Source organism: Variovorax sp. FW305-3-2-15-B-LB1 (genome assembly GCF_058787635.1).
This window is the reverse complement of record NZ_JBYSZY010000009.1, coordinates 1-13,321: the sequence shown is the minus strand read 5'-3', so window position 1 is coordinate 13,321 and position 13,321 is coordinate 1. Positions and strand designations below refer to the sequence as shown.

The following is a 13,321-nucleotide window of genomic DNA, read 5'->3' as shown; positions in this document are numbered from 1 at the left end:
GCCGCGCGCTTTGTCGTTCAGGGGGCGTCGTGGCCGACGAGGTCGGCGTCGAGCCAGCCGCGCAGGCTGTTGACGAAGGCGAGCGCTTCGACGCGGGGCAGATCGTCCACCCGCACGACGGCTTCGGCAAGCTGTCCCTCGCGGATGCGGCGGGCCCGGCCGATGCCGTCGAGCAGGCCGCAATGCAGCGGCGGCGTGACCCAGCGGCCGTCGAGCCGCAGCGCGATGTTGCCGCGCGTGCATTCGGTGATCTCGCCGTCGCGGTTCCACAGCAGGGTGTCGAACACGCCGGGCGCGGTCGGCGCAAAGGCCTCGTAGTGCGCACGGCGCGTGGTCTTGAAGCGCGAGAACTCGCTGTCGGCCTCGTCGAAAGCGCGTGGGGCCAGCTGCAGGCGCACGCGCGGTGGCGGGGCGTCCGTGGCGAAGGCTTCGGCGCGCGGTTGCCCTTGCGCGTCGAGCAGCAGGCGCACGCGCCATGTGCCTGCGGCATGCGCTGCGCGCAGCTGGTCCAGGCAGGCCGTCACTTGCGCTTCGTGCCACGGATAGCCGAAGTGCGCAGCTGCACGATGCATGCGCGCCAGGTGCGCGGGCGCATCGCGCAGTGCGCCATCGGCCAGCGCCAGGGTTTCGAGCAGTTCGAAGGACGTCATGGTTGCGAAGATACCGCCGCGCCGAGAAAGGCACGCTTGTGCCGCCACTCGTCCCACTCCGCATCCGCCTGCGCATCGGCCGTGATGCCGCTGCCGATGCCGCAGCGCGCGGCGCCGTCGCGCAGCGTGACGGTGCGGATCGGCACGTTGAAGGTCGCGTGCCCGCCGGGCCGCACCACGCCCACGGCACCGCAGTACACGCCGCGCGCGTCAGGCTCCAGCGCGCGGATCATGCGCATGGCGCTCACCTTCGGCGCGCCGGTGATGGAACCGCAGGGGAACAGCGCCGCGAACAGGTCGGCCAGCGTCGTGCCTTCGCGCAGCCGGGCTTCCACGTCGGAGGTCATCTGCCACACGGTGGGCAGCGCCTCGGTGTGGAAAAGGCGCGGCACGCGCACCGAGAAGGGCTGGGCCACGCGCGAGAGGTCGTTGCGGATCAGGTCCACGATCATCACGTTCTCGGCGCGCTCCTTGGGCACGGTGCGCAGCCGCAGCGCGTGGGCCGCGTCTTCGGCGGGCGTGGCGCCGCGCGGGGCGGTGCCCTTCATGGGGCGCACGAGGATGCGGTCGCCGTCGCGGTCGAAGAACAGCTCGGGCGACACCGACAGCACCTGCTCGTCGCCGGTGTCGATGAAGGCGCCGTAGCCGTTGGGTTGCGCCTGCCGCAGCGCATGGAACCAGGCCTGCGCGTCGCCGTCGAAAGTGGCGTGCAGCGGCGCCGTGTAGTTGAGCTGGTACAGCACGCCGTCGGCGATGGCGCGGTGGATCGCCAGCATGTGGCGGTCGAAGGCTTCGCGCGACAGGTCGGCCGTCCACGCGACGGGCGCCACGGCGGGTACCGGCGCGTCGGGCCATGGCAATGCCTCGTCATGCACGCCGAACCAGGCCAGCGGCCCGTCGGGTGCATGCACCTCGAACGCCGGGTCGAACGCCGCGGCGGCCTCGTAGCGCAGGTGGCCGACGCACCAGCGGCCTTCGCGGGCCAGCGCCTCGACGGCCTCCAGCACAGGGCGCACCTCGTGCGGCGCATGGGCGACGAGCACGCGCACGGGCGCGCCGAAGGCGGCGCGCAGCCGGGTCGCCCCGTCGGTGCGCGGGTCGGCGAAATCGATCAGCGTGGACAGCAAGCGCGCGCCCGGGCCTTCTTGTCAGGTGGCCGCGCGGACCGGCGCGGCCGTCGCTGGGCTGGCCGAGCCCGCGAGTGCCCGCTTGCGCACCGCGTAGATGTTGTTGCGCAGGGCATAGAGCTCGTCGGCGTACGACAGCGGCACGGCCACCTTGTTGACCACGCGGTCGAGGTCGTCGAGTTCTTCCAGCAGCTTGTCGCGCTCGGCCTGACTCTGGCGCCCGTCCACCTTGGCCTCGATGTCGCGCAGCCGCGCGTACCAGCGGAACACGCGCCGGCGCACGCGGAACTGGTACAGCGGCGGGATCACGCGGCTCAGCGGCAGCATCAGCACCAGCACGCCGCCCAGCACCAGCCACATGCGCTCGACCAGGTTGCTGGCCCAGAACGGCAGGTAGCGCTGCCAGAAGGGCGGCGTGCCGTTGATCGCGCGGTCGCCCTCGGGGCTCACGGGCAGTTCGCTGGTGCGGGTGTTGGGGAAGTCGCGCGCGCGGTTGAACCAGCCGGCGTCGCTGTGCACGGTCTGCGCGGCCTGCGCGAACAGCTGGCGCAGGGCCGGGTGGGTCTCGTCGCGCGACAGCAGCGAGGTGGTGGCGGCGAGCAGCGACACGTCGTGCAGCGGCAGGTCCTTCGACAGGTCGACCACGCCGCGCGGCAGTGACACGGCCGACAGGAACGGAAAGCGCCGTGTGTAGGCCTCGGCCTGGCCGAAGTCCATGAGCTGGATGTCGCTCGCGCGCAGCAGGCGCTGCACCTGCGGCGACTGCGGCGCCGAGAACAGCACGATGGCATCGAGCAGCCCGGCCTGCAGCGCCTCGGCCGCGGCGGCCTGCTCGAGGTTCGACAGCAGCAGGTCGTCGGGCCCGAGCCGGTTGGCCTTGAGCAGCCGCTCCATGATCTCGGGCAGCCCGCTGCCCGGCAGGTCGACGTTCACGCGCAGGCCGCGCAGCTGCGTGAGCGAGGTCAGCGTGCCGGTCTTGCGATCGATCTTCTGCGCGGTGTCGGTGCGGTAGAAGAGCCAGATGGGCTCGAAGAACAGCGCGCCCAGCGAGCGCAGGCCGGCCTCTTCGTCGGCCACCGGGTCGGCGCTGCCGCCGCGCACGAAGGCCACGTCGGCGCCGCCGGTGCGCAGCAGTTGCAGGTTCTCGGTCGAGCCTGAGGTGGCCTTGAGCTCGACGGTGATGCCGCTGTGCTTCAGGGCGTCGGCGTAGCGCTTGCCGAACTGCGCATAGGCGCTGCCCGTGGGGCCGGTGGCCAGCGTCACGTGCTTGGGCGGCTGCGGCTGCAGCCACCAGTAGGCCGCAATCAGCAGGCCGATGACGATGAACACGATCGGGCCGGCCGAGGCGATCAGGTCGCGGATCGACAGCAGGATCAGCTTCAGGGTGCGGGGAAACGCCATGGGGTGCCTCGTCGTGCGGTGCGCGGGTCAGCCGCGCGGTGCGGCCAGGTCGGCGGCGCAGGGAATGTGCAGCTCGCCCACGGTCACCGCGCGCGCGGCGCGCACGGCGCGCACGGTGGCGATCGCGGTGGCTTCGGCGGCCATGGTGCTCAGCACGGTCATGCCGGGCGCATCGCCTTCCAGCGGCACGCGGCCGGTGGCCAGTGCGAACAGCGTGTCGCCGTCGCTCATGGTGTGCACCGGGTTGATGGCGCGCGCCAGGCCGTCGTGCGCCACCATGGCCAGCCGGTTGGCCTGCACCTTGGTCAGCACCGCATCGGTGGCGATCACGCCGATGGTGGTGTTGGTGCCCGCCAGCAGCGGCTTGGGCAGCTCACCGCGCAGCAGCGCGCGGCGCGTGTCGAGCAGGGCGGCGCCGTCCTCGGTGCGCGCGCCGGCCACGGGCAGGGCGGTGTCGGGGTCGATCACGTCGCCCAGCGAATTGACTGCGATGAGTGCGCCGACCGTGACGCCGCCCACGGTGACCGAGGCGGTGCCGATGCCGCCCTTCATCGCGCGGTGCACGCCGAAGAGCTTGCCCACCAGTGCGCCGGTGCCCGCGCCCACGTTGCCTTCGGCGGGCGCGTCGGTCGAGGCGGCTTCGCAGGCGGCGTAGCCCGCGGCCGCATCGGGGCGGATGCGCGCGTCGCCCATCGGCAGGTCGAACAGCACGGCGGCCGGCACGATGGGCAGGGTGCCGAAGCGCACGTCCATGCCGACGCCGCGTTCTTCGAGCCAGCGCATCGCGCCCTCGGCGGCGGCCAGGCCCCAGGCGCTGCCGCCCGCGAGCATGACGGCGTGCACTTCCTGCACGAGGTTGCCGGGCGAGAGCAGGTCGGTCTCACGCGTGCCGGGCGCGGCGCCGCGCACATCGACACCGGCCACGGCGCCGTCGCGCGCAATGATCACGGTGCAGCCGGTGGGGCGGCGGGTGTCGGAGAAATGGCCGACTTCGATGCCGGCGACGTCGGTGATGGCACCGGCGCGAGAAGAGGGGGAAGAAGACGCAGCGGACATGGCGGCCGATTATGGGACCGCGACCTTTACGATCCCCACAATGACAGTTGCAAGAAGTTTCTCCCCCGAGGGCGGCAGCCGCCACGTGGTGGTGATCGGCGCGGGCGCGGTGGGCTGCGCCACCGCCATCGAGGCCCTGCGCGCGGGCCTGCGCGTGACGCTGGTGGAGCCCGGCGAGCCGGGTGGCCCGCAGGCCACGAGCTACGGCAACGCCGGCTGGCTGTCATCGCACTCCGTGGTGCCGCCCGCGCTGCCGGGGGCCTGGCGCAAGGTGCCGGGCTGGCTGGCCGACCCGCTCGGGCCGCTGGCGTTGCGCTGGCGCCACCTGCCGCGCGCGCTGCCGTGGCTGTTGCGCTACCTGGCCTCGGGCTGGACCGAGGCGCGCGTGCAGCGCACCGCCGACGCATTGCGCACGCTGCTGGCCGATGCGCCCGCGCTGCATGCGCAACTGGCCGCCGAGGCCGGCGTGCCGCAGTTCATCGAGCGGCGCGGGCTGCTGCATGCCTACCGTTCACGCGCCGAGTTCGACGGCGACGCGCTGGGCTGGCGCGTGCGCCGGCGCGCCGGTGTCCAGTGGGAAGAATGGCCGGCGGACGAACTGCGCCGCCGCGAGCCCGATCTGGCCGCGCGCTACACGCTCGGCATCTTCGTGCCCGAAGCCGGCCACTGCCGCAATCCGGGCGCCTACGTGGCGGCCCTCGCCCAACATGCGCTCGACGCGGGCGCCGAACGCGTCGCCGCGCGGGCCACCGGCTTTCGCATCGAGGGCGGCCGGCTGCGCGCCGTGCGCACCGAGGCTGGGGAGATCGCCTGCGATGGTGCTGCCATCTGCGCCGGCGCGCGCTCGGGCCCGCTGGCCGCGGCGGCAGGCTCGGCGGTGCCGCTGGAGTCCGAGCGCGGCTACCACGTGGTGATCGAAGGCGCCACGGCCGGCCCGCGCACGCCGACCATGGTGGCCGACGGCAAACTCATCGCGCACTGGATGGACGGCGGCCTGCGCGCGGCCGGGCAGGTGGAGATCGCGGGCCTCGAAGCGGCGCCCGACTGGCGCCGCGCCGAGATCCTGCACGCGCATCTGCAATCGATGTTTCCGTCGCTGGCACCGCCCGCGCCCGGTGCGCCTTCGGTGGCGCACTGGCTCGGACACCGGCCGAGCCTGCCCGACGGACTGCCGTGCATCGGCCCGTCGGCGGCCAGCGGCGACATCGTGCTGGCCTTCGGGCATGGCCACGTCGGCCTGTGCGGCTCGGCGCGAACCGGGCGGCTGGCAGCGCAACTGCTGGCGGGCGTTGCGCCGGAGATACCGCTGGCGCCCTTCGATCCGGGGCGCTTCAGGTCCTGAGGTTCAGTTCGCCGGCGTGATCGACAGCACGGTGAGTGCGCCGTCGACCTTGTCGACGGTGAACTTCACCTTGTCGCCGGCCTTCACCTTGGCGAGCAGCGCCGGGTCGCTCACGCGGAACACCATGGTCATGCCGGTCATCTCGAGGTTCGGGATGTCGCCGTGGCGCAGGGTGATCTTCTTGGCGTCGGTGTCGACCTTGCGGACTTCGCCGTCGACCTGGGGCAGTGCGGCCTGCGCGAACGCTGCGGCGGCGAGCACGAGGGTGGAGAGGGCAGTGAGGACTTTTTTCATGGTCGGGGTTCCTTCCTTGTTTGGATGGGATGAAGGGTAAGAGGGGGGTCAGCGGTAGCTCTGGAAGACGCGCGTGCTGCCGTCGGCCAGCACCAGCAGCACGTCGTAGGCGTCGCGCTGGTCGCCGTAGGCGGGGCCGTCCATGCCGGGCGAGCCGATGGGCATGCCGGGCACGGCCAGGCCGACGGCCTTGGGTTTTTCCTTCAGCAGGCGCTGCATCTCGCGCGCCGGCACGTGGCCTTCGATGGCGTAGCCGCCGACGCGGCCGGTGTGGCACGAACCCAGCTTCGCCGGAATGCCGAGCCGCTCGCGCGCGGGGCCGTTGCCCTCGTCGTGCACGCGCGTGGCAAAGCCGTTCTTGTTGAGGTGCTTGACCCAGTCCTGGCAGCAGCCGCAGTTCGGGTCTTTCCAGATCTCGACCATCGGCGCGGCGGCCTGCGCGGCGAGCGGCAGGGACGCGGTGGCGGCGGCGAGTTTCAGGAGGGTTCGTCGTTGCATGGTGGGGTTCCTTTCAGTGGGTCATCGTGCGGGCGCGGCAGCGGCCCGCACGCGCACGCGGCCGGCCATGCCGAGTTCGTAGTGGTCCTTCACGAGGCAGGCGAAGTCGAAGTCGCCGGCGCGGTTGAAGGTCCAGATCAGTTCGCCGGTCTTGCCCGGCTGCACGTGCGCCATCCAGGGCTCGTCGTGCTCCATGCCGGGGTGCTTCTTCATCATGGCGGCATGGTCCTCGATGACGGCGGTGGTGCCAAGCACGAGCTCGTGCAGGTCCTTGCCGCGGTTCTTCAGCCGCAGGCGGATGGTGTCGCCTTCGCGCACTTCGAGGACCGAGGGCGTGAAGGTCATGTCGTCGGCCATCGCGATGTCGATGGTGCGCTTCACGGCGCTGGCCTTGCCGGCGATGCCCCAGGCTTTCTGCTCGGGTGCGAGCGAGGCGGCGGCGGTGCCAGTTTTGGGTGCGTGGCTTTCGTGGGCCGTGGCGAGCGTGGTGACGGCTGCGAGTGCGATGCCGGCGACGAGGGGGGAGAAACGGGTGTTCATGAATGGAATCTCAAAAAAGTTGGATCGATGCGATCAGTGGTTGTGGGCCCCATGGCCCGAGGGCTTGCGCACGGTGGCGCTGCCGCTGCCGCTGCCGCTGCCGCTGCCGGGGCTGGCGGGCGCGGCACCCGTCTTGCGCGGCGCCACGGGCGCACCGCTGGCCGACACCTCGCGCGCGACCGTGCCGGCCGGGTGCTTGAACCAGCCCGGGTCGCGGTAGTCGCCCGGCTTCTGGTCGCGCCGCACCTTCAGCAGCGTGAACATGCCGCCCATCTCGGCCGAGCCGAAGGGGCCGGTGCCGGTCATCATGGGCACGGTGTTCTCGGGAATGGGCATTTCCATCTCGCCCATGTCGGCCATGCCCTTGTCGCCCATCACCATGTAGTCGGGCACGAGCTTCTTGATTTTTTCGGCCACGCCCTTGTGGTCCACGCCGATCATGGTCGGCACGTCGTGGCCCATCGGGCCCATCGTGTGGTGCGCCTTGTGGCAGTGCAGCGCCCAGTCGCCTTCCTCGTCGGCAATGAACTCCATCTGCCGCATCTGGCCCACTGCCACGTCGACCGACACCTCGGGCCAGCGCGCGGTGCGCGGCACGGGGCCGCCGTCGGTGCCGGTCACCTCGAACTCGTGGCCGTGGATGTGGATCGGGTGGTTGGTCATCGTGAGGTTGCCCGCGCGGATGCGCACGCGGTCGCCACGGCGCACGTTGAGCGTGTCGATGGCCGGGAAAACGCGGCTGTTGAAGCTCCAGATGTTGAAGTCGGTCATGGTGTTGACCTTGGGCGTGGCGCTGCCGGGCTCCACGTCGAAGCTGCCGAGCAGGAAGCAGAAGTCGCGGTCGACCTTCTCGATCAGCGGATGCTCCGCCTTCGGGTGCGTGACCCAGAAGCCCATCATCCCCATCGCCATCTGCACCATCTCGTCGGCATGCGGGTGGTACATGAAGGTGCCGGGGCGGCGCGCCGTGAACTCGTAGACGAAGGTCTTGCCCGGCGGAATGTGCGGCTGCGTGATGCCGCCCACGCCGTCCATGCCGTTGGGCAGGCGCTGGCCGTGCCAGTGCACGGTGGTGTGCTCGGGCAGCTTGTTGGTCACGAAGATGCGCACGCGGTCGCCCTCGACCACCTCGATGGTCGGGCCGGGCGACTGGCCGTTGTAGCCCCACATGTTGACCTTGAAGCCCGGCGCCATCTCGCGCACGACGGGTTCGGCGACGAGGTGGAACTCCTTGACGCCGGCGTTCATGCGCCACGGCAGCGTCCAGCCGTTGAGCGTGACGACGGGGTTGTAGGGCCGGCCGTTGGGCGGCACGAGCGGCGGCGCGGTGGCGGTCGATGCCTGTGTCACCGGCTCGGGCAGCGCGGCCATGCTCACGCGGCTCACGGTGGTGGCGGCCACGGCCGTGGCGGCGCCCGCAAAGAAGTTGCGACGGTTCATGTCAGTGGCCTCCCGCCGCAGGTTCGTTGGTGGCCGCGGTCTGCAGGGCCGTCATGCCGCCGGGCGAGCTGCCCGTGAGCACCAGTTGAAGGTCGGTGTCGGCCAGCCAGAAGTCGCGCTGGGCTTCCATGCCGGCGTTCACGGCGAGCATGCTCGCGCGCGTTTCGCCGAGCAGCTCCCACACGCTGGCGAGCATGCCGTTGTAGCGCAGCACCATCTCCTCGTTGACCTGCTTGCGCAGCGGCAGCACCTCGTCGCGGTAGCGGCGCGCCAGGGCGTAGGCGGTGTTCCAGCCCTGCCAGGCTTCGCGCGCCTCGCTGGCCGCGAGCACGCCCACGTCGCGCACGCGCGCGGCCGACTGCAGGTACTGCGCCTCGGCGCGGCCGCTGCGGGCCTGGCCCCAGTCGAAGATCGGAATCGGCAGCTCGAGCTCGAAGCCGCGCGTGGTCGATTTCGAGCGATCGGCGTCGTTCTCGAAGGTGGTGTTGCGCACCACGCCCAGTTCCATCGCATTGATCATGCGGGTGGCGTGCGTGAGGCCGAGCGAGCCGGCCACGGCCGTGTTCTGCGCCTGCGCCGAGCGCACGTCGAGCCGGTCGCGCAGCGCCAGGGCCTGCACGTCGCCGAGTTCGGGCGCGGCCTTCGGCAGCGGCGGCAGGCGATCGGGCAGGGTGTAGCCGGTGCGCGCGCCGCTCAGGCCCAGCAGGCGCGTGAGCTGTTCGCGGCTGGCGACGGCCGCCTGTTCGGCGCGTGCGAGCTGTGCGGACGCATCGGCCAGCAGCAGCTGTTCGCGCGTGCGCTGCAGCGCGCTCCAGTTGCCGACCTGGGCCATGCGGTGCGCCAGTTCGGCGCCCGCCTCGGTGGCGTCCTTCGCGTCGCGCAGGTAGCTCACGCTCTGCTGCGCGGCCACCGCGCGCACCCAGGCGCGGCGGGTGTCGGCGGCCAGCAGCAGCACGCTTTGCGCCGCCTGCAGCTTGGCGGCCTCGTGCCGCTGGCCGGCCCAGCGCGCCTGCCACGGCAGCGTGAGCAGGCCCACCACGTTGAAAGTCAGCATGCGCTCGAACTCGCGCTCGCTGCCCTGCGCCAGCCGACTGAAGGACAGCACCGGGTTCGGCAGGCTCGCGGCCTGCACGCGGTCGGCGTCGCTCAGTTGGAGCGTGGCAAAGGCCTCCTGCACGCGCGGGCTGTTGACGAGCGCGATGCGCACGGCGGCTTCGGCGTCCAGCGGCTTGGCCAGCAGCGCGTCGACGCTTTGCTGCGAGGCGTCGTCCGGCTTGCGCTGGGCCGTGGCGCCCGCCATGAGCGGGTTGCCGTCGACCAGCGCCTGCACGTCGCCGGCGCCGCCGTCGGGCGACAGGCTGGCGCAGCCGGCGAGCACCAGCGCAGCGGTCAGCGCGGTGGCGGTTCTGAGGAATGAAAAGCGACTTTTTCGCCCGAGGGGCGGGCTATCTGTTCGATAGCGGGGGATGCCGGCATACGGCCGGCGAGCAAGGGAATTCACGAGCGATCTCCATGGGCAATACGGCGAACGCTGCGAGCCGGCAAAGGCTCACTGCGGACGGACTACGGGCAGGAAGATCAGGAAATGGGCGGCTTGAAGCCCAGGACGGGCTCGGCGCTGGCAAAGCGGGCCGCGTGTGCGGCCGGCGGCGCCTGGGGCGCCGCATGCGGGGTGTCGACCAGCGGCATGCCGCCGAGCGCCACCGTGTGGCAGACCTGGCAGGCGACACAGGTGCCGCAGTTCGCGTGGTCGGTGCCGTGGGACTGCTGCGAATCGCCGCTGCTGCCGTGCATGGCCGCCATGTCGTGGCCGGTGTCGGCCTCCATGGTGGCGTCATGGCAGTGCGATTCGGCGATGCCGGTGGCCGCGGCCACCACCGCCTCGGTGGCGGGCAGCGAATGCCGCACCATCTCGACCGCCATGGCGTCGCCGAGCCAGCCGCGGATGGGCAGCAGGGCGATCATGAGGGCGAGCAGCAGGGTGCGCATGGTTGGGCGCGATGATAAACCGGGGCGGGGCGTCAGCGCCTCAAGACACCAGTTGGCCGCGGGCCTTGTCGACCCACACCTGCAGGTTGTCGAGCAGGTCTTTCTGGCTGAACGAGCAGCTTTCCTCGCTGAAGAGCGCGCTCGATTCGAGGCGGTCCAGCAGGTTCAGCAGCACCTCGCCGTAGCGCGGCGGCAGGGCGCCGAGCAGTTCGGTGCTGGCGCGCGCGGCCGTGGAGAGCGTGGTGACGGAGCCGCTGCCGCCTTGCAGCGCGGCGATGCCCGAGGCGATGGTGTCGAGTTGCGTCACGGTGCTCATGAGGTGGCCTTCGCTGGTGGTGGCAGTGCCAGCCCGCGTTCGCGCATCAGGTCGCGCAACACGTCGGGGTAGTCGGTGATCAGGCCATCGGCGCCCGCGTCCATGAGCCGCACCATGTCGGCGCGCTGGTTCACGGTCCAGGGGACGACCTTCATGCCGAGCTTCTGCGCTTCGCGGATCGCGGGGGCGCCCAGGTCGGCGTGCGCCGGCGACCAGATCACCGGCCCGGCCGATGCACCGGCCGCGGCCTTCACCAACTGCGGCACCGAGGCGAAGTTCGCGGCGGCCAGGCCGGCGGTCCAGCGGCTGTCTTTCAGCGTGCGGGGCGTGGTGAGGTAGGCGCGCGACAGCTGCGGCGCGAGCTGACCGACCAGCGCGAGCGTGCGCCAGTCGAAGCTCTGGATGGTCACGCGCTCGCCCACCTTCGCCTTGTCGATCTCGGCCAGCAGCGCGCGCACCATGGGCTCGGGCGCGGCCGTCTCGTCGGGCTTGGTCGGGTCGATCTTGGTCTCGATGTTGAAGTGCACCCGCGCGGCATCGGCACCGCGCGCCTGCACCTGCGCGAACAGCGCGGCCAGCGTGGGAATGCGCTCGCCGTCGCGCGGCTGCTGCAGCGCGAACTGCTTGCCGTAGTTGCTCTCGGGGTTGAGACGGCCCACGTCGTAGGTCTGCAGCTGCGCCAGCGTGAGCGAGCGCACGGAAGGGGCGGGCTTGGCCGTGAGCCAGGCGCCGCGGGCGTCGCGCGTGTGGTCGGCGTTGAGTGCCGTGTCGTGCGACACCACCACCACGCCGTCGGCCGTGAGCCCGATGTCGAGTTCGAGCGTGGTCACGCCCAGATTCATTGCGTTGGAGAACGCGGCCAGCGTGTTCTCGGGCGCCAGGCCGCGTCCGCCGCGGTGGGCCTGCAGGTCGAAGTGCTGCTTCGCCTTCGGGGCGATGGCGGCGCAGCCGGCGCCGAGGAGGGCGGCGGCGATCAGGAGGAAGGCGGTGCGTTGTTTCATTTGAGTTGCACTTTGATGCCGTTGTCTTGCACCGTGATGTCGCCGACCTCGTAGGTCTTGCGACCGACCGTGAGTTCGTCGGCCGTGAAGCTGCGCAGGATCTGGCCCTGCAGCAGTTCCTGCGCGACCACCGCGCCGACCTTCTGCAGGCGCTCGGCGTCGCGGCCCTCCACGCCCTGCAGCTCGAGGCGCTCGGCCTTGGGCTGATCGAGCCGCAGCGCGCGTGCCGCCGCGTCGTAGCGCAGCGCGCTGCTCACCGACACCACGCCCTGCACCGGCGAGGCCGCCAGCAGTGGGCTGGCGATGGTCAGCGTGGCCGTGATGGCGGCGCGGTTGGCGCGCCCGTCCAGGCCCAGCTGCGGGTCGCGCAGCCCGACCATGAAGATCTCGGCATAGCGCTCGGCCACCGGAAAGCGCTTGGCGATCTGCGACTGCAGCTCCTCGCGCGTGGCGGTGTATTCGTTCGTGAAGAAGTTGAAGCCGGCCAGCGCCGCGAACGGCGCGGGCAGGGCGGCGGCGCCCAGCAGCGCGCGCAGCACCCGACGGCGGAAATGAGAGGGCGGGATTCGGTCGGTCATGGAGCTTGCGAGCTTGCCACAGGCGACGATGTTCCCGCCAGCGCCGAAGGGGCGCGTCGGCGTGTCGGACGGTCAGCCGTTCACGCGCAGTTCGTAGCGCGCAAACGTCCCGCCGCGCAGGTCGATGCAGCTGTGCAGTGCGAAGCCGAAGCCTTCGTACAGCGTGCGCAGCGCGGCGCGGTCGGCCACGCAGTCCAGCCGCAGCCAGGGGCGCCCGAGCGCGCGGGCGTGGTCGCGCGCATGGCCCAGCAGCGCGCGCGACACGCCCCGGCCCGCCCAGGCGCGGCGCACGGCCAGCTTGTGCACGAACAGCGCGCTGTCGGGCGCGATCTCGGGCCAGAACGACGGGTCTTCCAGATCGAGGCGCATCACGCCGGCCCAGTCGCCGTTCTCCTTGGCCACCACGTAGCGGCCGGCGTCGGTGTCGCGCTGGATGCGTTCGAGGCCGGTGTCGGCGGCGCTCCAGAGCGGGCGTCCTCCCTCGGCGAGCCATTGCGCGGCTTCGGTCAACACGGCCGCGACGGCGGGCGCTTCGGTGGAAAGGGCGGGTTCGATGTGCATCGGCGCGCAGCTTACCGGCACCGTTGTCAGGCGTGCCGGATCACGTGGAAGCCTTCCTCGGCCGTGGGCGGCACGAAGTGGCGGGTGATCAGGTCGAACTGCGCGTCGGAGGTTTCGAACGGGTGCTCGCCCGCCGCGTTGCGCGCCCGCAGCCGCGCCTTGCAGACCTCGTCCGGCACGTCGAGAAAGTGCAGCTGGTGCGCCGCGCCGGCCTGCTCGAAGAGGCCGCGCGCCCAAGCCCTGTTGCTCACCGTGTTGGCCGGAAAGTCGAGTACCACCGACACGCCGGCGCGCAGCAGCGCGCAGACGTGTTCGCCCATCGCCTGCTTGAGCCGGCCGGCGGCGCGCACGTAGTCGGGCAGTGCGTGGATTTCACCGGGGTAGAGCGCGGCGAGCCAGGTGTCCTCGCTGATGCACACGGTGGCGGGCGCCTGCGCCAGGCGCCGGGTCAGCGTGGACTTTCCGGCGCCGATCTTGCCGCAGACCATGTGCAGCACGGGCGGGGGAGATGTGGGGGGTGTCGGTGTC

General features: G+C 71.6%; 14 protein-coding genes and 1 pseudogene. 1 reads left to right on the top strand and 14 read right to left on the bottom strand.

Annotation, left to right across the window (positions count from 1 at the left end; all coding sequences use genetic code 11):
* Window positions 1-17 precede the first annotated feature (17 nt).
* From pabB to AC3WQR_RS07950, 3 genes and pseudogenes are all read right to left on the bottom strand, one after another.
* Window positions 18-1,774: pseudogene (gene pabB, locus AC3WQR_RS07960) on the bottom strand (aminodeoxychorismate synthase component I).
* Between the two features lie 24 nt (window positions 1,775-1,798).
* The gene (locus tag AC3WQR_RS07955) at window positions 1,799-3,178 is read right to left on the bottom strand and encodes a TAXI family TRAP transporter solute-binding subunit (protein ID WP_492741673.1); all 1,380 of its coding nucleotides are present in this window, start codon (window positions 3,176-3,178) and stop codon (window positions 1,799-1,801) included.
* Between the two features lie 27 nt (window positions 3,179-3,205).
* Complete coding sequence (locus AC3WQR_RS07950) at window positions 3,206-4,234, bottom strand: P1 family peptidase (protein WP_492741672.1); 1,029 nt, start codon at window positions 4,232-4,234, stop codon at window positions 3,206-3,208.
* 40 nt (window positions 4,235-4,274) lie between these two features.
* On the opposite strand from AC3WQR_RS07950, the gene AC3WQR_RS07945 reads away from it, so the two are divergent.
* Window positions 4,275-5,576, top strand: coding sequence for an NAD(P)/FAD-dependent oxidoreductase (locus tag AC3WQR_RS07945; protein WP_492741671.1), 1,302 nt, complete (start codon window positions 4,275-4,277; stop codon window positions 5,574-5,576).
* A 3-nt stretch (window positions 5,577-5,579) separates the two neighbouring features.
* On the opposite strand, the gene AC3WQR_RS07940 is transcribed toward AC3WQR_RS07945, so the two are convergent.
* The 11 genes from AC3WQR_RS07940 to AC3WQR_RS07890 form a co-directional block, all read right to left on the bottom strand.
* The gene (locus AC3WQR_RS07940) at window positions 5,580-5,870 is read right to left on the bottom strand and encodes a copper-binding protein (RefSeq protein WP_062475985.1); all 291 of its coding nucleotides are present in this window, start codon (window positions 5,868-5,870) and stop codon (window positions 5,580-5,582) included.
* Window positions 5,871-5,918: 48 nt separating this feature from the next.
* Window positions 5,919-6,368 (bottom strand): DUF411 domain-containing protein, encoded by a 450-nt coding sequence (locus AC3WQR_RS07935; protein WP_153282826.1) that lies wholly within the window; start codon window positions 6,366-6,368, stop codon window positions 5,919-5,921.
* A 21-nt stretch (window positions 6,369-6,389) separates the two neighbouring features.
* Window positions 6,390-6,908, bottom strand: coding sequence for a cupredoxin domain-containing protein (locus tag AC3WQR_RS07930; protein WP_492736637.1), 519 nt, complete (start codon window positions 6,906-6,908; stop codon window positions 6,390-6,392).
* A gap of 33 nt (window positions 6,909-6,941) precedes the next feature.
* Window positions 6,942-8,348, bottom strand: a complete 1,407-nt coding sequence (locus tag AC3WQR_RS07925) for a multicopper oxidase family protein (protein ID WP_492741670.1) — start codon at window positions 8,346-8,348, stop codon at window positions 6,942-6,944.
* 1 nt (window position 8,349) lies between these two features.
* Window positions 8,350-9,726, bottom strand: coding sequence for a TolC family protein (locus AC3WQR_RS07920; RefSeq protein ID WP_492741669.1), 1,377 nt, complete (start codon window positions 9,724-9,726; stop codon window positions 8,350-8,352).
* Between the two features lie 200 nt (window positions 9,727-9,926).
* Window positions 9,927-10,337 carry a hypothetical protein gene (locus AC3WQR_RS07915; RefSeq protein ID WP_492741668.1) on the bottom strand — a complete coding sequence of 137 codons (411 nt, stop codon included), beginning with the start codon at window positions 10,335-10,337 and terminating at the stop codon, window positions 9,927-9,929.
* A 40-nt stretch (window positions 10,338-10,377) separates the two neighbouring features.
* Window positions 10,378-10,653, bottom strand: coding sequence for a hypothetical protein (locus AC3WQR_RS07910; RefSeq protein ID WP_062475969.1), 276 nt, complete (start codon window positions 10,651-10,653; stop codon window positions 10,378-10,380).
* Window positions 10,650-11,654: a glycerophosphodiester phosphodiesterase gene (locus AC3WQR_RS07905; protein ID WP_492741667.1), complete on the bottom strand. Its 1,005-nt coding sequence runs from the start codon at window positions 11,652-11,654 to the stop codon at window positions 10,650-10,652. The genes AC3WQR_RS07910 and AC3WQR_RS07905 overlap by 4 nt, the downstream gene beginning before the upstream one ends.
* The gene (locus tag AC3WQR_RS07900) at window positions 11,651-12,232 is read right to left on the bottom strand and encodes a YceB family lipoprotein (protein ID WP_062475964.1); all 582 of its coding nucleotides are present in this window, start codon (window positions 12,230-12,232) and stop codon (window positions 11,651-11,653) included. The genes AC3WQR_RS07905 and AC3WQR_RS07900 overlap by 4 nt, the downstream gene beginning before the upstream one ends.
* A gap of 72 nt (window positions 12,233-12,304) precedes the next feature.
* Complete coding sequence (locus tag AC3WQR_RS07895) at window positions 12,305-12,793, bottom strand: GNAT family N-acetyltransferase (protein WP_492741666.1); 489 nt, start codon at window positions 12,791-12,793, stop codon at window positions 12,305-12,307.
* Between the two features lie 26 nt (window positions 12,794-12,819).
* On the bottom strand, window positions 12,820-13,281 hold the full coding sequence (locus AC3WQR_RS07890) for a P-loop nucleotide/nucleoside kinase family protein (protein ID WP_492741737.1): 462 nt from the start codon (window positions 13,279-13,281) through the stop codon (window positions 12,820-12,822).
* Between the last annotated feature and the right edge of the window lie 40 nt (window positions 13,282-13,321).